Genomic DNA, 16,703 nt, shown 5'->3' with positions numbered 1-16,703 from the left:
GCCGGCAGCCTTTCGGCTTCGGGGCCGAAGAAGCGACGAACCCCGAGCAGGCTGACGAAGGCGCGGAGCGTTTCGGGCTCTTGGCCCCAGAGGCGGGCGTACCAACTGGCGAAGCTCGCGACCGCGCCGGCTGGCGCATGAACGAGCATCCAGCGTTCGCCGTTGGTTACGAGACCGATCGGGCATCCGACGGCGCGAAGCAGCGACACCATGCGGTCGCCCGGAGTCGTCGCCAGCCCGTCATAATTCCGGGTGGAGTCGAGATCGGTGTCGGGATCGTAGAGCTGGACGAGCAACAGCGGGGCGTCGTCTTGGGTTGGATTGACGATCGCGAGGTCGGGCGCGATCGTGACGCCGTGCTCGGGCAGCGACACCTTCAGCCGCTCCGGCAAAGTCGCTGCCTGGCGCAAAACCTGATCGTCGACCTCCAGGGCGCTCTGGAGAACCTCGTCGATCCACGCCGAATGGATCGCCGTCAGGTCAGCATCGACCGCATCGACCGCATCGCGCCATTCGTCATAGGCGGCGCGCAGCCGCTGCGGGCGGCCGGAAATCAGGGCTTCCAATCCCTGGGGAAGCACGTCGCGCAGCACGGGCATCGCGAGGAACGGTCCCGACACCTCGATGAGGTTGAGCCAGTCGTGGTTGGTGCTCATCGAGGCTGCCCCTTCGTCAAGGACTCTGGCACGAGCAGGATGACCGCGACGGGAAAAGTGTGGTCCCGGACATTGGAATACCTGTTCTCGATGGCGCGCACCTCTTGCTCCCGTTCCAGCGGAATACGGGCGAGTCGCGCCTCGAGGGCGGCGTGATCGCGTCGGAGTTGGGTGCGCTCGTCCTCGGAGAAGAGCGAGAGCTGTTGCGGCTCGCGGTCGGCAACGAGTTCGGTCCGCAGGGCCTTGTCGAGATCGTCGAGCACCTGCCGGATATCGTCGCTCTCCCGTTCCTTACGGGTGTCGATCGAATTGGACAGGAAGCGCAGGCGGTCCTTGGAGCGTGCATCGACCGATCCCAACACTGAGTCACGCTGCTTATCGAAGCGCGTGCGCAGCGCCGCGAAGGTCGTATCAGGCAAGACGGCGGGGGAGGAATCCTGGAGCCATCGACGCACCTCTGTCACGCGGTCTTCGCGGCGGAAGCCGGTGTCACGCAGATAACCGCCGGCCTCGGTGAGTTCCTCGTGCAGGCGATGATGGCTGCCGCCGGTGATGACCAATCGAGAAACCACGATGACGGCGGGGCCTTCGAGCTGTCCATCGGGCAAGGACCGGGCGGAGACGCGGTGGATCTTCTTCACGTCGTCCCGCGCCCAGATTTCGGCGCGCAACAGGCGCAGGCTCATCTGGACGAGAGGGTGATTGAGATGCACCAGGACGACGTCATCGCGCCCCTTCGCCACATCATGGTCGAACGTGATGGGGCGGACCTTCGTCGTATAGGGATGCTCCAGACCTTCCAGGCACCGCGTCCATGAACCGGACAGCGCCGGCATGGTGAAGACGGTTCCTTCTGGAGCACCGAACAGAGACGTGGCCCCGAGGTCCGGTTTGTCCGAAAGGCGCAGAGCCGCTCTCACCGCCCTCTCGATGTGATCGGGGGTGAGGTTTTGCTCGCGCTTGGTCTCGGCGAGGCGTTCGTGCAGCTTTGCGACCCGATCCCGGAGATCGCGTTCGGCTCTGACGAAGCGACGCGACTTTTCCATGCGTACTTCGGCCAGTCGTGTATCCAGGTCGCGCCGCCGTCCCTCGATCAGGTCCGGGAGCTGCGGGGCGATGACCGGATTGACGCTCCCCATGTCGGCCCGCATGGCGTCGAGCTTCCGAAGCGCCCGCAGGATGTCTTGCCCGTGATCGCCTTCGTCATCGACCGGATGCCAGATGACCACTTCGCTGGAGCGCTGGCCGTGGCGGTCGATGCGCCCGTTCCGCTGCTCCATCACGTTGGGATTGTATGGAATTTCCAGATGGATCATCAGGTGGCAGTGGTTCTGAAGGTCGATGCCTTCGGATGCCGCGTCGGTCGCCAACAGGATTCTGACCGGCGACTCCGAAGGGCTGGCTTGGAACGCCGCCTTCACAGCCTCGCGTTCGTCGTGATCCATGCCGCCATAAATCAGCGCGAGCCGGTCGCCGCCGAAGCCGTGCGACACGAGCGTCTCCTGCATCCACTGCTGCGTCGTCCGGTATTCGGTGAAGAGAATGACCCGCTCATTCGTCCATTCGCCACCCTCCTGAAGGTTCTCGGCCAGCCACTCCAATATCGCGCGCGCCTTGGAGTCTGCCCTGCGCGATGCTTGCTGCGCCCAGGAGCGCAGGCGTTCCAGCATCCGCCGCTCTTGCTCACTGGGCGGCCGGATGTGTTTGGCGGCTTCGCCTAGCGCATCGTCTTCCGCCGCCTCGCGCAATGCGTCGTCGGCATAGTCTTCTTCGGCCTTCGATATGGCACGGCGAAGGATGCGATCATCCAGCTTACGCCGGGTCTGGTCGGCCGACGAACGGCCTTCGATCGTGGCTATGTGCTTTTCCAGCGTCGCCGCGAACGCGGCGGGTGACGACGCAAGACGCTTGTGCAGTAATTGGTGGACGAAGCGATCGACCGCTCGTGCGCCACCCTCGCCATTCTCGCGTGACGATATGTAATCGCCGAGAAGGCGCCGGATCTGCCTCTCGTCATCGTCATACTTGATGGGGAGAGCTTCGAGACGCCGCACCGGGTAAAGCAGTTTGCCGTTCGCATCCACCAAGTCGCTCTTCAGCCGCCGCACCATGACGCGAGCGCGCTGGGGCTCACTCGGCAGGACGTTTCGCGCGAAGCGCTGGTCATCGAGCAGTTCGAGCAGAGCGGTGAACGACTCGGTGTAGCCGTCATGGGGTGTGGCGGTGAGAAACAGCTTGTGCTGGAAATGCGGCGCGAGCAGTCGCACCAGCCGGGTTCGGAGGCTCTCGACTGCGTAGTGTCCGACCGTGGGCGTGATGTTGTGCGCTTCGTCGATGACCAAGAGATCGAATTTTCGAGGATGGGTAACGGTAGGCGGCAGCGCATCTCGGAACAGGCGCAGTCCTTCGCCTTGTTTGACCCAATCCATCGACGTGATGAGCAGAGGAAACGAAGTCCAGGGATTGGCGTGCAGGCCACGTTCACGACGCAGGCGCTTGACGAACTCTGTATCGACGATGCGGAAGTCGAGACCGAATTTCTCCTGCATCTCCGTGCGCCACTTCTCCTGAAGGGACGCTGGGCACAGCACCAACACGGTGCGGGCGCGATGGCGCAGGAGCATTTCCTGGACCACGAGACCGGCTTCGATCGTCTTGCCGAGGCCAACATCATCCGCGATGAGCAGGCTGGTGCGGGCCATGTCGATGGCTCGCACCAATGGATCGAGCTGAAAATCCTCGATGCTGACACCGCTGCGGAAAGGAGCCTGGAGATAGGCCCTGTCGGCGTTGGTGGCGGCACCCCATCGGACGGCATCAAGAAAAGCTTCTAGGGATGCCGGATCATCCAAGCCCGTTATGCGCGGCAGGCCAGCTCGCTCAATGACGTGAGCGCCGGGCTCCAACTCCCATAGGACTTCGATTTCCTCGCCTAGGGCATCTTCGTCGATCGACGTCAATCGGATGAGATGGCGTTTGGGAAGGCTCGGCGCCGTCGATCCACTATCGACATCCGACACGATCCATTGCCGCCGACGTGCTTCGACCAACTGGCCGGGTTCCGGGATCGTGTGGTGCGCGATCTGTGCCGCTGCGCTACTCGCATCTCCGACGATCATTGCAACCCACTCCCGCCTCGAACGACGTTTTCGATGCGTTCGGCCGCTTCGCCGGCGCGCTCATGCGCCCATACGCGGATGACACGCCAGCCCGAAGCGTTGAGGCGTTGATCGGTATCCGTGTCTCGGGCGCGATTGGTTTCGATTTTGTCACGCCAAAATTGCGCGTTGCTCTTCGGCCAGGAGGCATGCGCCGGGCAACCATGCCAAAAACACCCATCGACGAAGACGGCGACTTTGGCGCGGGGAAACACGATGTCGGCGACGCGCCTCGGCTTGGTCAGAAGCGGGACTTGCAAACGGTAGCGCAACCCTCTCGCGTGCAACTCCTTGCGCAACGAGAGTTCGGCGTCGGTGCCCTTCTGCCGCACCCGAGCCATGCGGAGGCTCGCCTCATGCGACGAGGGGCTTACGCGCGACATCCGCGGTGCCTCCCTTCTTCGCCTGATCCGTCCGCGCATCAACACCGAGATGGGTCACGATGCTTTGCCCGATCGCTTTGCCGAGGGCCACTGGGACGGCATTGCCGATCATTCGACCCAATGCCTTGAAATGTGCTGGGCTACCCTTTTCGACGAAGGCGTATTTTTTGGGGAACCCTTGCAGGATGGCGCCTTCCCGCAGGGAGATGGCTCGATCATGCTCCGGATGACCGAAGCGACCGTTGCCGAAGCCGTAGAATTGCGTGGTGATCGTCGGAGACGGATCGTCCCATGCCATGCGTCCATAAACGCCAGGGTAGGTGCGGCCAGTTTCTCGCCGGTGGCAATCAGCTACGAGCCGCTCGGGCCAATCACGCCAGGTGCCGCCCGGATGGGACGCGCGAATGCGCTCAAGGTTCAAATCGGAAAGCCTGGACGAGACGTGGAAAGCATCATTCTCATGAACACTCCCCGCCGCAATGGCGGGTAATTTCCCGATGGCGTCCTTGACCGACTTCGCCTTTTTATGGGTTGGCGAGATCAGCTCAATGGGGCCGATCAAACTCGCCAGAATGACCATGCGGCGTCGCGTCTGAGGCAGGCCATATTGCGTGCAGTCCACGACATTTTGCCAAACCTTGTAGCCAAGCCGCTGAAGAGTGGCGACGAAGTCGTCGAAGACGGCATGCTTTTGGACCAGGGGTACGTTTTCCATGGTCACGATGTCGGGACGGACAGATTTCACGAGACGGGCGAACTGATACAGCAGCGGCCAACGAGGGCTGGTGAGGGTGTCGTAGCGCTGGGAGTAGGTCGAGAACGGTTGGCAGGGCGCGCAGCCGGCGAGGACCCGGATTTTGGCGTTGCCGTATAGCTTGTTCAGCTCCGCCGGGCTTACGTTCTGGATGTCCTTGACGAGGAATTGCGCGCCGTTGTTGACTTCGTAGGGGAGACGACAGGCTGTATCGACGTCAATGCCGGCGACGACTGGAACACCGGCTTGAATCAAGCCGTGCGTCAAACCTCCGGCACCGCAGAACAGGTCGATACACGCCACCTCGCTCATTTCTTCTCCCCCGAAGCGCGGCGTTCCGGTTCTCGCGCATCCCTTACTGACGGTTCATTGCTCTCGTCGGAGGCCTTTCCCGCTCGCACCCATGAATCGACTTCTTCTGACTTAAACTTCCAAAGTCTTCCGACTTTGTGAGCAGGCATTTCTCTTTTTGCTATCCAACCATAGACGGTATCTTTGCTTACCCCTAGGTAAGCAGCGATTTCTTCGACGGACATCCAGCGATCAGACACAAGCCGCCCTTTCTCCGGTCGAAGCGGATGTGGAACTATTCCACCGATATAGAGGCGAGTAAAGCAGATTTAAGCCGATTTGGCATGATCTTGTCCGATTTGGATCGGTTATTGCGAGAAGCAAGGTGTTCCATCGATTCCCGGTCCCTGGAGGATGGTGTGGAGAAGCGTACCTTCCGATGACTGACCGACTGCACGGGGCGTGTTTTTCGAAGCTGGACGACGGATATGGGCACGCGCTGGACGATCTTGGCTCGCGAGGTTTGGAGGCAAACATCAAGCCTGCCTCGACCTCGGTGAGTTCCCACACGACGCAGCGGGCCGACAGGTAAAAGCGCTGAGGAAACTCGCCTCACTGTTCCATGTCGTAGATGGTCGTATCGGCCAGAGGCGCTATTTCCCGGAGCTGACGACGCCTGATGGTGCGCCTCAAGAGGGTTTCAACTCCGTAATTAATTGAAAAATATCCTTCATTCGTCCGTGAAGGCGGATAGAAGGCGATAGATCATGCGGAACGAAAGCCCGATTTGATGGGTGTAGAGCTACGCCGTGTTCTGGCGTGCAAATCAGATACGACACAGAACATGTGGCGCGAGCGCAGCCCCCAGTCGCCGGCAGCCTCCAGCACCTTCTCAAGCAATCAGCAAAGGACCCAAAACAATCGTTAGGTAACAACATGAATTTTCGACATCTGCGGTATTTCGTGGCGGCTTCCGAGCATGGGAGTTTCCGCAAGGCGGGCGTAGCGTTGGGCGTACAGGAGTCCACGATCAGCCGCCGGATTCGCGACCTGGAAGACGGGCTCGGCTCTGCGCTGTTTCACCGTCACAGCGGCGGTGTATGCCTGACCGTTGCCGGACAGCGGCTTTTGTCGAAAGCCCAAAAGGTTCTTCGATACATCAATGAAGGCGCGGAGATCGTGGACGCGGTGGGGCGCGGCACAGAAGGTCAATTGCGCGTGGGCATCTTCTCGTCCCTGGCTTCGGGGTTCCTGCAAGATCTTCTCCGGACCTTCGCCGCAGAGCACCCTGGCGTGTATGTCGAGGTTGTCGACGGCAATCCCGCGGAGCATGTCGCCGCGATCCGGCAGTTCCGGCTGGACATCGCCTTTCTGACAGGGACGTTGGAGTGGCCTCAATGCGAGACCACCTATCTCTGGTCTGAACGTGTTTTCGTGGTGCTGCCGGAAGCACATGCCCTTGCCCGGAAAGAGGAGGTGAAGTGGCATGATCTGGCGCACGAGACCTTCATCGTCAGCGATGTACCGCCGGGCCAGGAGGTCCATGACTATCTGGTCCAGCGGGTCGCCGATCTCGGCCATCACCCGAAGATTCAGGCGCAGTTTGTCGGGCGCGACAATCTGCTGACGCTCGTCGCGATCGGCAGCGGACTGACGGTCACGAGCGAAGCGACGACAGCCGCCCATGTGCCGGGCATCTGCTATCGGCCGATCATTGGTGAGGTCCTTCCCTTCAACGGCGTGTGGTCGCCAAAGCACGACAATCCGGCGCTCAGGCGCTTTGTCAGCATGGCGAAGATGATGGCGCGTCGTCAGGGCGTGGATTTATGAACTGGCATCGCCCGCGGGCTTCGCGCGCCGGGCCTTGGCGAACCCGCGATCGGTGGCGATGAAGCGCTCCAGCATCGGTACAATCAGCTGGATGGGATCGCGCACAGGCTGGCCGGTCTGCCTTCCCAGCAGCTCGGCATATGCCGCGAGATCCCGGTGAAGCGATGCGGGCAGTTCCAGCGTCGCCTTCACTGGCCTTTCCTCGGTGATCGGGCCGAGCTTCAATTTCGTCATGTCAGCCTCCGTAAGGTTCGAGGACGAGATCGCGGGTGACGATCACGCGGACAGGGAAGCCTGGCCGGATCGTCAGCGTCGGCGCGACGTTGAGCTGGCGCCGAACGATCTGCTGACCAGCGTCATTGATCGTGTCCTGGCCGCCATTGCGGATGGCGCGCAGAAGCCGGTCCTGGTCATCGATGGCAAGCTCGGACCCGACTGACAGAAGCGTCGAGAGCCCCGCCGCTTTGGCGAGATCCCACCAATGGTAATCGACGCCGTCCTCCAGACCGGCATAGCCCTGGGTATCGGCTCCGGGCTGGCGTTCTAGCACAATGGACCGGCCGTTCGGGAGGATGAGCCTGTTCCAGACGAGAAGCACGCGGCTCTGCCCGTATTGGACGCTATTGTCGTACTGGCCGATGATCCGGGTGCCCTGTGGGATGACGAGGATGCGGCCGGTCGGGCTATCGTAGATGTTCTCCGTCACCTGCGCGGTGATTTGTCCAGGCAGATCGGAGCGGATGCCGGTGATGAGGGCGGCCGAGATGACCGCGCCCGCCTGGAGAACATAGGGCGATGCTGGCGCCATGATGCGGTCGGCTGCAATGGTGCGGCGGTCGACGGGAGCATTGAGGAACGCGAGTTGTCGATCTTGAGGCGTCTCGGCACCTGGTTGTGTGCCAGCTCCCACGCCGGCAAATCCCGGGACATTCGGGCCAGCGGTCGCCGACGTTGCGGCCGGACCGGCCTGGAAAAACACGCGGCTGGTGCGGGCGGCCTCCGATTCGGCGAGGCGACGTTGTTCCTCGGGATCAGGCCCCGGTGCCGCCATGGCGGGCGGCACGACAGGATGCCCCTGATTTTGCGCGCTGACGATCGGGCGGCCGAGGTCTCCAGGCAGCGCCGGGCCGAGGACCGGGCCGGTGTAATCGCGGGGCAGGCCGGCCAGGCCGTCGGCCGTGGTGCGGTTGTCGGTCGAATAGAGTTCGTCGGCGCTCTTGCCGGGATCACGGGTCTGGAGCGCGTAGATGAGAGAGCCGCCGATACCGACGAGGGCAACCGCGGCGACGCCGGCGAGCACTTTGCGCGACAGCCGGGTGACACGCGGAGGTTCCGCCCGCAGGCGCATGGACGATGAGGTATCGACGACGGGAGTCGATTGATCCAGCGGTTCGGCATTGTCGTGGTCGGTGTCGCTCATGATGCAGGTTTCCCATCGGTTCGCACGATCCTGACGGTCTGCTGTTGCTTGCCGCTGCCGAGACGCAGTTCGGCGGCTCCGAAGATGCGGTCAACGATCAGGATGTTTTGGTAGATGCGGCTGTTGACGAGCTGCGGCTCGCCGTCGTTGCCGAGGACGAAGATCGGCGGCATCTCGCCTTGAGCGATGCCGCGTGGAAATTCGACATACACACGCCTGCCGTCGTCATAGACGGCGACCGGCCGCCAGGGCGGCGTGTCGCCGGTCAGGCCGTAGCGGTAGTGACGCGCGGCGGCAGCGGGAATGATAGGCGTCGCAGGGACGGTTCCGCGCTGCGATGCCGGTAGCGCGGGATAAGCCCACGCAACGGCCGGCATATAGGGTTTCGCCTCCGCCCTCAGCTCGAGCATGTAGATGCGGCGGTCGGTCGTGATGACCAGGTTCGTGGTGATGTCAGGGCGCGTCGGTTTGACGAGGATGTGGACGCGGCGCGATAGGCCGGAACCGCTTTCGGTGTCACCGATGATCCAGCGGGCGGTGTCACCGGCGGCGATTGGACCTGCGCCGGTCAGGCTTTCGCCCGGCTCGAGCGCGATGTTGGTGATCTGGCCGGGCGCGGCATAGACTTGGTAAAGCGCGCCTTCGCTCCAGGGATAAATCTGGATGGCGTTATAATAGCCCTCGCGTCGCGGCTCGACACGCGCCGCAGCATTGGCGTTTTCCACGCGGCCGCTCGGCGTATTCGCGACGGTTCCACCATGCGCGACCGTCCAGGCGGGAGGCGTGTGCAGCGGACGCGGCGGCTGTTCCGTGACCGGCGCCGGCACGGCTGGGAGCGGCGGCACGTCACTGTCGTAGCTGATGGTGGGGGGTTTGAAGGTCGCGCAGCCCGCCAGCATCGTTGCCGAGAGCAGCATCATCGCCAAAGCGGATGTACGGAAAGCCGGAGAGCCGGACATGCGCAGAGACGTGCTCATTGGGACATCTCCCGCGACCAGTTGATGGCGTTGATGTAGATGCCGAGCGGATTGGCGCGCAGCCGGTCGGCGTCGCGCGGCGTCTGGATGACGATGGTGAGGATCGCGGTCCATCGCTCCGTGCCCGCGAGCTGGCCATTCTCGTACCGTTTCTCGGTCCAGGCCACGCGGAAGGAATCCGCCGATGCGCGGATCACGCTCGAAACCTCGACGGCGATCTGCTGTTTACCGACCTTGGTGAAGGGATCGTTGGTGCGGGCATAGTCGTTGAGCGCGCCGGCGCCGCGATCCGTGGTCCAGTCATAGGCGCGCAGCCAGTTCTGGCGCACGATGATCGGATCGGCCGGGATGCTTCTGACCTGCTCGATGAAGCGGGCAAGATGCCAGGCCACCTGGGGATCGGTCGGGCGGTAGTCGGCCGACGCCGGTGCAACGGACTGCGCCTGGCCGAGCCGATCGACCTGCACGACCCAGGGAACGACGGTGCCGCGCGCCGACTGCCAGACCAGCGCGGCGGCGAAGCTGGCCGACAGGAACAGCGAGCCGAAGGCCATGATGCGCCAGTTCCTGGCCTGGACGCGAGCCGAACCGATGCGATCGTCCCAGACCTGCGCGGCGCGCTGATACGGCGTTTCGGGTTCGGGCGATTTCCCATAGTGGGCGGCGGGTCGTTTGAAGAGGCTCATGAGCGGTTACTTTCGGAGAGGTTGACGGAAGAGCCGCCGCCGTGGCTGTCGCCGGATTTGACGGCGTGCGCTGCGAGGGTGGCTCCGTGGCTGAGGGACTGATGGCGCTTCATGCGCTTGGCCCAGTCGGGCGGACCGTCGCGGGGCGCTGCGGCGCCGGCTTCGCCTGTGGAGCCTGAGCCGGGTATCGTGCCCATGGTCGAGGAGCCGCCCGTTGCGCCGAAGCCTGCCTTCGCACCTTCGGAGAAGCTGGACTTGACGCCTTCGGCGGCGCGCGACGTCGCGCGTTTCAGGGGTGACACAGTGGCCGCGCCGGCCGCGCGGGCGACACCGCCGAGACCAGAGGCGACACCGGCTGCGCCGGACTGGCCGAGCGAGCCGACACTGTAGGCCGCGGCGGCTCCGCCTGCCGCTGCCGCACCGCCCCGCACGGCGGCAGCGCCGCCAGACATCGCAGCCGCTCCTCCCTTCAGGGCAAGGCCTGCCGCGCCACCAGCTGCGAGCCCGGCACCGCCGACGGCAAGCCCGGTGCCAACCGCCGCACCGGCGCCGAGTTGTGGTCCGCCGCTGACCAGGCCGGCAGCAATGCCGGGGCCGAAGATGCCGAGCCCGAGCAGCGATAGCGCGGCAAGAACAATCGCCATGGCGTCGTCGATTGTGGGCGTTGCGCCGCCGAAGCCGGCCGTAAACTGGCTGAACAGCGTTGAGCCGATGCCGATGATGACGGCGAGCACCAGCACCTTGATGCCGGATGAGACGACATTGCCCAGCACGCGCTCGGCCATGAAGGCGGTCTTGCCGAACAGGCCGAACGGGATGAGGACGAAGCCCGCCAGCGTCGTCAACTTGAATTCGATCAGGGTAACGAAGAGCTGGATCGCGAGGATGAAGAAGGCGAGCAGCACCAGCGCCCAGGCGAACAGCAGGCAGGCGATCTGGATGAAGTTCTCGAAGAACGCGATCCAGCCCATCAGGTCGGAGATGGATTCGAGCAAGGGGCGCGCGGCGTCGAGCCCGGTCTGCGCGACCTTGCCGGGTCGCATCAGATCCTGCGCGGTGAAGCTGGTGCCGGAAGCCTTGAGGCCGAGGCCCGCGAACGAGTCGAAGACGATCTTGGCGAGGTTGTTCCAGTTGCCGATGAGATAGGCGAAGACGCCGACGAAGAGCGTCTTTTTCACCAGCCGGGCGATGATGTCGTCTTCCGCGCCCCAGCTCCAGAACAGGGCGGCAAGCGTCACATCGATGACGATCAGCGTTGTGGCGATGAACGCGACCTCGCCGCCGAGCACTCCGAACCCGCTGTTGATGTAGGAGGTGAAGACCCCGAGGAAATTGTCGATGACACCTGCGCCGCCCATGGTTCACCGTCCTTCTGTTGTCGGGACGGCAGGCGCCGGGGGGCGGCCGAGGAAGCGATCGCGGCTCTCGGCCCAGATACGCATGCAGTCGGTATCGCTCGCCGCTGCCTGGCCAAGCTGCTGGCACCGGCGCTGCCCTTCGCGGAGCGCATCGCGCTTGGGTTCGACAGCGTGGACGCGCTCCGTTTCAGGGGCCGCGTCCTTCCGGGCCATCTCGATCGCCGTCGCCGTGATGGCGAACGATACGAAAACGATGGCGCCCAGCCGGGCCAGCATCTTGCCGTCCATGGCCGCGACCTCAGTTGCCGTTGCCGAACATCTGCGCGTTGCCGGGCTGATAGCCCGCGCCCGGCGTGAGGAAGCGGCGGCGCTGCTCCCGGCCTTGATCAGCCGCCGCCGCGCGCTCCGCGTCAGTCAGCGCCGTGGCCCGGCCGTTGGCGGAGATCAGCGCAATCAGGTCGGAGAGCTGCTGCGATTGCAGCGCGAGAAGCTGATTGCCGGCCTGTGTCGCCTGCAACGCACCCTGCGAGCCTTGACTCTGGCTGACGAGGTTCGACATCTGCGTGCGATTGCTGTCGATATTGCCGACGACACCGGCCTGAATGCGCATGGCGTCCTGCAAGCCGCCGACGGTGTTCTGCCAGCGCGAGCGAGCGTCGGTGATGAGCTTGGCGTCCGACGACGACAGTGAGACGCTGCCATATTGCTGCTGGAACATCCGATCGACGTTCTGGACGTCGAAGGCGATGTTCTGCGCCTGGCCGAGGAGCTGCTGGGTGCGCTGGACGTTCTGTTGAATCTGCTGGAGCGCCGAGTACGGCAGGTTCGCCAGATTCTTGGCCTGGTTGATGAGGCTCTGCGCCTCGTTCTGAAGCGAGCGGATCTGGTTGTTGATCTGCTCGAGGGACCGCGCCGCCGTCAGGACGTTCTGGGCGTAGTTGGTAGGGTCATAGACGATACCGCCGAAGCCGAATTGCGCGTGCGCTGGCGCGGTCAGCACCGGCGATGCGGCGAGCGGTATCGCCAGGATGAAGGCCGCGAGCGACATCGCGCGCGGGCGTGAACGAAGCGTATTCATGGTCATTACTCCTTCTCGGACTGCTGAGGGGTGAGGTTCGTGAGGTCAGGGATGAGGTCTGCGGCCCACTCGGCGCCGCGCAGGCGCAGCCAGGCGGCGAGAAAGCCCTCGCGGCCATGCTCGGCGACTGTGCGCGCGATCTCGGACTGGTCGGTCTTGGAGGAGGTGGCGGCGAGCGCGAGGCCGACTTCGGAAAGACCCAGCTCGAACAGGCGATTGCCGCGCCGCGACTGGCAGTAATAGTCGCGCTTGGGCGTGGCCCGCGCGAGGATTTCGATCTGGCGGTCGTTGAGACCGAAGCGCCGATAGATCTCCGTGATCTGCGGCTCGATCGCGCGTTCGTTCGGCAGGAGCAGCCTTGTCGGGCAGCTCTCGATGATGGCCGGGGCGATGTTGCTGTTGTCGATGTCGGACAGCGACTGCGTGGCGAAGATGACGCTGGCGTTTTTCTTGCGCAGCGTCTTCAGCCATTCGCGCAATTGCCCGGAAAAGGCATCGTCATCGAGTGCGAGCCAGCCCTCGTCGATGATGAGCAGCGTCGGCGAGCCGTCGAGACGGTCGCCGATGCGATGGAAGAGATAGGCGAGGACGGCGGGTGCCGCGCCAGTCCCGACCAGTCCCTCGATCTCGAACGCCTGCACCGATGCCGAGCCGAGATGTTCGGCCTCGGCGTCGAGTAGCCGCCCATAGGGGCCGCCCACGCAATACGGTCGCAGCGCCTGCTTCAGGTCGTTCGATTGGAGCAACACCGTGAGGCCGGTGATCGTGCGTTCCTCGACCGGCGCCGATGCCAGCGAGGTCAGCGCCGACCAAAGGTGCTCCTTCACCTCGGGAGTGATCGCGATGCCTTCGCGGATCAGGATGGCGACGATCCAGTCGGCCGCCCAGGCGCGTTCGGGCGTGTCGTGAATGCGCGCGAGCGGTTGGAGCGCGACCGAGGAGTCCACGCCCTCGGTGAGATCGCCGCCGAGATCGTGCCAATCACCGCCCATGGCGAGCGCGGCGGCGCGGATCGAACCGCCGAAGTCGAAGGCGAAGATCTGGGCACCGGCGTAGCGCCGGAACTGCAAGGCCATGACGGCGAGGAGCACCGATTTGCCGGCGCCGGTCGGGCCGACGACGAGCGTGTGACCGACATCGCCGACATGGAGAGAAAACCGAAACGGGGTCGAGCCCTCGGTCTTGCCGAACAGCAAGGGGGGCGCTCCGAAATGCTCGTCCCGTTCCGGCCCCGCCCACACCGCCGAGAGCGGGATCATGTGGGCGAGATTCAGCGTGGAGATCGGGGGCTGGCGCACGTTGGCGTAAACATGTCCCGGCAATGAGCCCAGCCAGGCATCGACGGCATTGATCGTTTCAGTCATGGCCGTGAAGTCGCGGCCCTGGATGACTTTCTCGGCGAGGCGAAGCTTCTCGTCGGCAATTCGGGGATCGTTGTCCCATACCGCGATCGTCGCGGTGACATAGGATTGGCCGGCGTAGTCAGCGCCGAGTTCCTGAAGGGCGAGATCGGCGTCCGCCGCCTTGTTCGAGGCGTCGGTATCGACCAGCGCGGACGCCTCGTTGGTCAGCACCTCTTTCAGGATCGCGGCGATGCTTTTGCGCTTCGCGAACCATTGGCGGCGGATTTTGGTCAGCAGCTTGGTCGCGTCGGTCTTGTCGAGCAGGATGGCGCGCGTCGACCAGCGATAGGGGAAGGCGAGCCGATTGAGATCGTCGAGGATGCCGGGTGTGGTCGCGGTTGGGAAACCGACAATGGTGAGAACGCGCAGATGCGCCGTTCCGAGACGCGGCTCCAGGCCGCCGGTGAGCGGTTGGTCGGCGAGCAGCGCGTCGAGATAGACCGGCGTTTCGGGCACACGGACGCGGTGCCGTTTGGTCGAGACGGTCGAATGGAGATAGGTCAGCGTCTCGTTGCTATCGAGCCACTGGCATTCCGGCATAAAGCCGTCGAGCAGCGCCAGCACGCGATCGGTGCGGTCGACAAAGGTGTTCAGGATTTCCTTCGGATCGATGCCAGCGCGTTCGCGGCCCTCATAGAGCCAGGCTTCGGTGCGCGCGGCGTCCTCGGCCGGCGGCAGATAGGTGATGGTGAGATAGTAGCCGGAGACGTAATGCGCGCCGGCTTCCTCGAAATCGGCTTTGCGCTCGGCATCGAGGAGCGCTGCGGCTGCGTCGGGAAACAGGTCTGCCGGATAGATCGACGCCTCGTGCCGCTGCGCCTCGACGAAGATGGCCCAACCCGATCCGAGACGGCGGAAAGCGTTGTTGAGCCGCCCGGCGACGGCGACCAGTTCGGCAGCGACCGCGGAGTCCAGATCAGGGCCGCGGAAACGGGCCGTGCGCTGAAAGCTGCCATCCTTGTTAAGCACGACGCCCTCGGCGACGAGCGCGACCCAGGGCAGATAGTCAGCGAGGCGGGTTGCGGTGCGGCGATATTCGGCAAGATTCATCATGGCGATGCGCCTCCTCAGACGGACAGATGAGCGGGGATGCGCAGGTGGCGGCGGCCGACCTCGACGAAGAGCGGATCGCGCTTTGCAGCCCACACGGCCGCGATATGGCCAACGACCCAGATCAGCAGACCCACGAGCCAGAGGCGCAGGCCGAGGCCCACGGCTCCGGCCAGCGTGCCGTTCAGGATGGCGAGCGCGCGCGGTGCGCCGCCGAGCAGAATGTGCTCGGTCAGCGCCCGGTGAACCGGGACGGTGAAACCCGGCACCGCGTCGAGTTGTTCGAACGCCGCCGCCATCAGACGAGCGCCCCGCCGCCGAATGAGAAGAACGACAGGAAGAAGCTCGACGCCGCAAACGCGATGCTGAGGCCGAAGACGATCTGGATCAGCTTCCGGAAGCCGCCGGACGTGTCACCGAACGCCAGCGCCAGGCCAGTGGCGATAATGATGATGACGGCGACGATCTTGGCGACCGGCCCTTCGATGGATTCGAGAATTTTCTGGAGCGGTGCTTCCCACGGCATGGACGAGCCGGAGGCATGGGCGGCGGGAACGAGGACGAGGTTGATGTAGGTGAAGGCGGCGGCCGTCGCGGCATAGCGGCGAACGCGCATCGTGGTGCGGATCATGTTGGGGCTCCTGTGCGGTCAAGGGTTGCGGGGGTGATGGCGTAGTCGCCGTCCGGGCCGAGCCCTTCGACACGGGCGAGTTCGGCGAGCCGGCGCGCGGAGCCGCGGCCGGAGAGGACGGCAACAAGATCGATGGTCTCTGCGATCAGGGCGCGCGGGACCGTGACGACGGCCTCCTGGATGAGTTGCTCAAGGCGGCGCAGCGCGCCGATGCCGCTCCCGGCGTGGATCGTGCCGATGCCGCCGGGGTGGCCGGTTCCCCATGCTTTCAGGAGATCGAGAGCCTCGGAACCGCGCACCTCGCCGATCGGAATGCGATCGGGGCGCAGGCGTAGCGAAGAGCGGACCAGCTCCGAGAGCGTCGCCACCCCATCCTTGGTCCGCATGGCGACAAGATTGGGCGCGGCGCACTGAAGCTCGCGGGTGTCCTCGATGATGACGACGCGATCCGCCGTCTTGGCGACCTCGGCCAGAAGCGCATTGGTCAGCGTGGTTTTGCCGGTGGAGGTGCCGCCCGCGACAAGGATATTGGCGCGCGCCATCACCGCAGCGCGTAGCGTCGCGGCCTGGTCGGCGACCATGATGCCGGCGGCCACGTAATCGTCGAGCGTGAAGATTGCGACGGCGGGCTTGCGGATGGCGAAGGCCGGTGCGGCGACAACTGGCGGCAGCAAGCCCTCGAACCGCTCTCCCGTCTCAGGAAGCTCGGCGGAGACTCGCGGGCTGCGTGGATGCACCTCAACACCGACATGGTGAGCGACCAGCCGCACAATGCGTTCGCCATCGGCGGGCGACAGCGTCTCACCCGTATCGGCCAGCCCTTCGGAGAGGCGATCTACCCAGAGACGGCCGTCCGGGTTCAGCATGATTTCGACGACGGCCGGGTCTTCGAGAAGATGGGTGATGGTCGAGCCGAGCGCGGTGCGAAGCATGCGCGCACCGCGCGCGAACGCCTCCGGCTTCTGGCTGATATTGGTCATTTTTGCCCCGCTTCCTGACGGGGCAAAACAGATGATCCCCGGATCGGG

General features: G+C 64.3%; 16 protein-coding genes. 1 reads left to right on the top strand and 15 read right to left on the bottom strand.

Annotation, left to right across the window (positions count from 1 at the left end; translation table 11 throughout):
* Positions 1 to 652: 652 nt before the first annotated feature.
* From drmD to DI606_RS07690, 4 genes are read right to left on the bottom strand one after another with little or no spacing between them, the layout of a single operon-like run.
* Positions 653 to 3,775, bottom strand: coding sequence for a DISARM system SNF2-like helicase DrmD (drmD, locus tag DI606_RS07705; protein WP_293981169.1), 3,123 nt, complete (start codon positions 3,773 to 3,775; stop codon positions 653 to 655).
* A complete protein-coding gene (locus tag DI606_RS07700) occupies positions 3,772 to 4,197 on the bottom strand; it encodes a very short patch repair endonuclease (protein WP_202408390.1) in 426 nt (141 codons plus the stop codon). Before DI606_RS07700 ends, drmD begins: the two co-directional genes overlap by 4 nt.
* The gene (locus tag DI606_RS07695) at positions 4,169 to 5,263 is read right to left on the bottom strand and encodes a DNA cytosine methyltransferase (RefSeq protein ID WP_293981161.1); all 1,095 of its coding nucleotides are present in this window, start codon (positions 5,261 to 5,263) and stop codon (positions 4,169 to 4,171) included. Before DI606_RS07695 ends, DI606_RS07700 begins: the two co-directional genes overlap by 29 nt.
* Positions 5,260 to 5,487 carry a helix-turn-helix domain-containing protein gene (locus tag DI606_RS07690; protein WP_160987317.1) on the bottom strand — a complete coding sequence of 76 codons (228 nt, stop codon included), beginning with the start codon at positions 5,485 to 5,487 and terminating at the stop codon, positions 5,260 to 5,262. The genes DI606_RS07695 and DI606_RS07690 overlap by 4 nt, the downstream gene beginning before the upstream one ends.
* Positions 5,488 to 6,178: 691 nt before the next feature.
* On the opposite strand from DI606_RS07690, the gene DI606_RS07685 reads away from it, so the two are divergent.
* The gene (locus tag DI606_RS07685; protein ID WP_160987316.1) at positions 6,179 to 7,072 is read left to right on the top strand and encodes a LysR family transcriptional regulator; all 894 of its coding nucleotides are present in this window, start codon (positions 6,179 to 6,181) and stop codon (positions 7,070 to 7,072) included.
* Here DI606_RS07685 and DI606_RS07680 read toward each other — a convergent pair.
* The 11 genes from DI606_RS07680 to trbB form a co-directional block, all read right to left on the bottom strand.
* Complete coding sequence (locus DI606_RS07680; RefSeq protein WP_160987315.1) at positions 7,067 to 7,306, bottom strand: DUF2274 domain-containing protein; 240 nt, start codon at positions 7,304 to 7,306, stop codon at positions 7,067 to 7,069. The genes DI606_RS07685 and DI606_RS07680 overlap by 6 nt on opposite strands.
* Before the next feature lies 1 nt (position 7,307).
* Positions 7,308 to 8,420 (bottom strand): TrbI/VirB10 family protein, encoded by a 1,113-nt coding sequence (locus DI606_RS07675; protein ID WP_202408394.1) that lies wholly within the window; start codon positions 8,418 to 8,420, stop codon positions 7,308 to 7,310.
* Positions 8,421 to 8,488: 68 nt separating this feature from the next.
* Positions 8,489 to 9,469: a P-type conjugative transfer protein TrbG gene (trbG, locus tag DI606_RS07670; RefSeq protein WP_160987313.1), complete on the bottom strand. Its 981-nt coding sequence runs from the start codon at positions 9,467 to 9,469 to the stop codon at positions 8,489 to 8,491.
* Positions 9,466 to 10,155 carry a conjugal transfer protein TrbF gene (trbF, locus tag DI606_RS07665; protein WP_160987312.1) on the bottom strand — a complete coding sequence of 230 codons (690 nt, stop codon included), beginning with the start codon at positions 10,153 to 10,155 and terminating at the stop codon, positions 9,466 to 9,468. The genes trbG and trbF overlap by 4 nt, the downstream gene beginning before the upstream one ends.
* Positions 10,152 to 11,513: a P-type conjugative transfer protein TrbL gene (trbL, locus tag DI606_RS07660; RefSeq protein ID WP_160987311.1), complete on the bottom strand. Its 1,362-nt coding sequence runs from the start codon at positions 11,511 to 11,513 to the stop codon at positions 10,152 to 10,154. The genes trbF and trbL overlap by 4 nt, the downstream gene beginning before the upstream one ends.
* A gap of 3 nt (positions 11,514 to 11,516) precedes the next feature.
* Entirely contained in the window at positions 11,517 to 11,801 is a 285-nt protein-coding gene (trbK-alt, locus tag DI606_RS07655; RefSeq protein WP_160987310.1) for a putative entry exclusion protein TrbK-alt, read from the bottom strand.
* 10 nt (positions 11,802 to 11,811) lie between these two features.
* The gene (gene trbJ, locus DI606_RS07650; RefSeq protein ID WP_160987323.1) at positions 11,812 to 12,591 is read right to left on the bottom strand and encodes a P-type conjugative transfer protein TrbJ; all 780 of its coding nucleotides are present in this window, start codon (positions 12,589 to 12,591) and stop codon (positions 11,812 to 11,814) included.
* 5 nt (positions 12,592 to 12,596) lie between these two features.
* On the bottom strand, positions 12,597 to 15,047 hold the full coding sequence (trbE, locus tag DI606_RS07645; RefSeq protein WP_293981154.1) for a conjugal transfer protein TrbE: 2,451 nt from the start codon (positions 15,045 to 15,047) through the stop codon (positions 12,597 to 12,599).
* A 14-nt stretch (positions 15,048 to 15,061) separates the two neighbouring features.
* Positions 15,062 to 15,343, bottom strand: coding sequence for a VirB3 family type IV secretion system protein (locus tag DI606_RS07640; RefSeq protein ID WP_160987308.1), 282 nt, complete (start codon positions 15,341 to 15,343; stop codon positions 15,062 to 15,064).
* Entirely contained in the window at positions 15,343 to 15,675 is a 333-nt protein-coding gene (locus tag DI606_RS07635; protein ID WP_047167732.1) for a TrbC/VirB2 family protein, read from the bottom strand. Before DI606_RS07635 ends, DI606_RS07640 begins: the two co-directional genes overlap by 1 nt.
* Entirely contained in the window at positions 15,672 to 16,655 is a 984-nt protein-coding gene (gene trbB, locus DI606_RS07630) for a P-type conjugative transfer ATPase TrbB (protein WP_160987307.1), read from the bottom strand. Before trbB ends, DI606_RS07635 begins: the two co-directional genes overlap by 4 nt.
* Positions 16,656 to 16,703 lie beyond the last annotated feature (48 nt).

It is taken from the genome of Sphingobium sp., assembly GCF_003248505.1.
In the GTDB taxonomy this organism is placed as follows: Bacteria; Pseudomonadota; Alphaproteobacteria; order Sphingomonadales; family Sphingomonadaceae; genus Sphingobium.
Note: the sequence above shows the minus strand (reverse complement) of the source record. Positions and strands in the feature narration are given on the sequence as shown.

Excerpts from the sequence above, each read along its gene's own strand:
- DI606_RS07695 (WP_293981161.1), bottom strand. The coding sequence starts at position 5,263 with ATGAGCGAGGTGGCGTGTATCGACCTGTTCTGCGGTGCCGGAGGTTTG.
- DI606_RS07635 (WP_047167732.1), bottom strand. The coding sequence starts at position 15,675 with ATGATCCGCACCACGATGCGCGTTCGCCGCTATGCCGCGACGGCCGCC.
- DI606_RS07640 (WP_160987308.1), bottom strand. The coding sequence starts at position 15,343 with ATGGCGGCGGCGTTCGAACAACTCGACGCGGTGCCGGGTTTCACCGTC.
- drmD (WP_293981169.1), bottom strand. The coding sequence starts at position 3,775 with ATGATCGTCGGAGATGCGAGTAGCGCAGCGGCACAGATCGCGCACCAC.
- trbL (WP_160987311.1), bottom strand. The coding sequence starts at position 11,513 with ATGGGCGGCGCAGGTGTCATCGACAATTTCCTCGGGGTCTTCACCTCC.
- DI606_RS07680 (WP_160987315.1), bottom strand. The coding sequence starts at position 7,306 with ATGACGAAATTGAAGCTCGGCCCGATCACCGAGGAAAGGCCAGTGAAG.
- trbE (WP_293981154.1), bottom strand. The coding sequence starts at position 15,047 with ATGATGAATCTTGCCGAATATCGCCGCACCGCAACCCGCCTCGCTGAC.
- trbJ (WP_160987323.1), bottom strand. The coding sequence starts at position 12,591 with ATGAATACGCTTCGTTCACGCCCGCGCGCGATGTCGCTCGCGGCCTTC.
- DI606_RS07700 (WP_202408390.1), bottom strand. The coding sequence starts at position 4,197 with ATGTCGCGCGTAAGCCCCTCGTCGCATGAGGCGAGCCTCCGCATGGCT.
- DI606_RS07690 (WP_160987317.1), bottom strand. The coding sequence starts at position 5,487 with ATGTCCGTCGAAGAAATCGCTGCTTACCTAGGGGTAAGCAAAGATACC.
- trbB (WP_160987307.1), bottom strand. The coding sequence starts at position 16,655 with ATGACCAATATCAGCCAGAAGCCGGAGGCGTTCGCGCGCGGTGCGCGC.
- DI606_RS07685 (WP_160987316.1), top strand. The coding sequence starts at position 6,179 with ATGAATTTTCGACATCTGCGGTATTTCGTGGCGGCTTCCGAGCATGGG.
- trbK-alt (WP_160987310.1), bottom strand. The coding sequence starts at position 11,801 with ATGGACGGCAAGATGCTGGCCCGGCTGGGCGCCATCGTTTTCGTATCG.
- DI606_RS07675 (WP_202408394.1), bottom strand. The coding sequence starts at position 8,420 with ATGCGCCTGCGGGCGGAACCTCCGCGTGTCACCCGGCTGTCGCGCAAA.
- trbF (WP_160987312.1), bottom strand. The coding sequence starts at position 10,155 with ATGAGCCTCTTCAAACGACCCGCCGCCCACTATGGGAAATCGCCCGAA.
- trbG (WP_160987313.1), bottom strand. The coding sequence starts at position 9,469 with ATGAGCACGTCTCTGCGCATGTCCGGCTCTCCGGCTTTCCGTACATCC.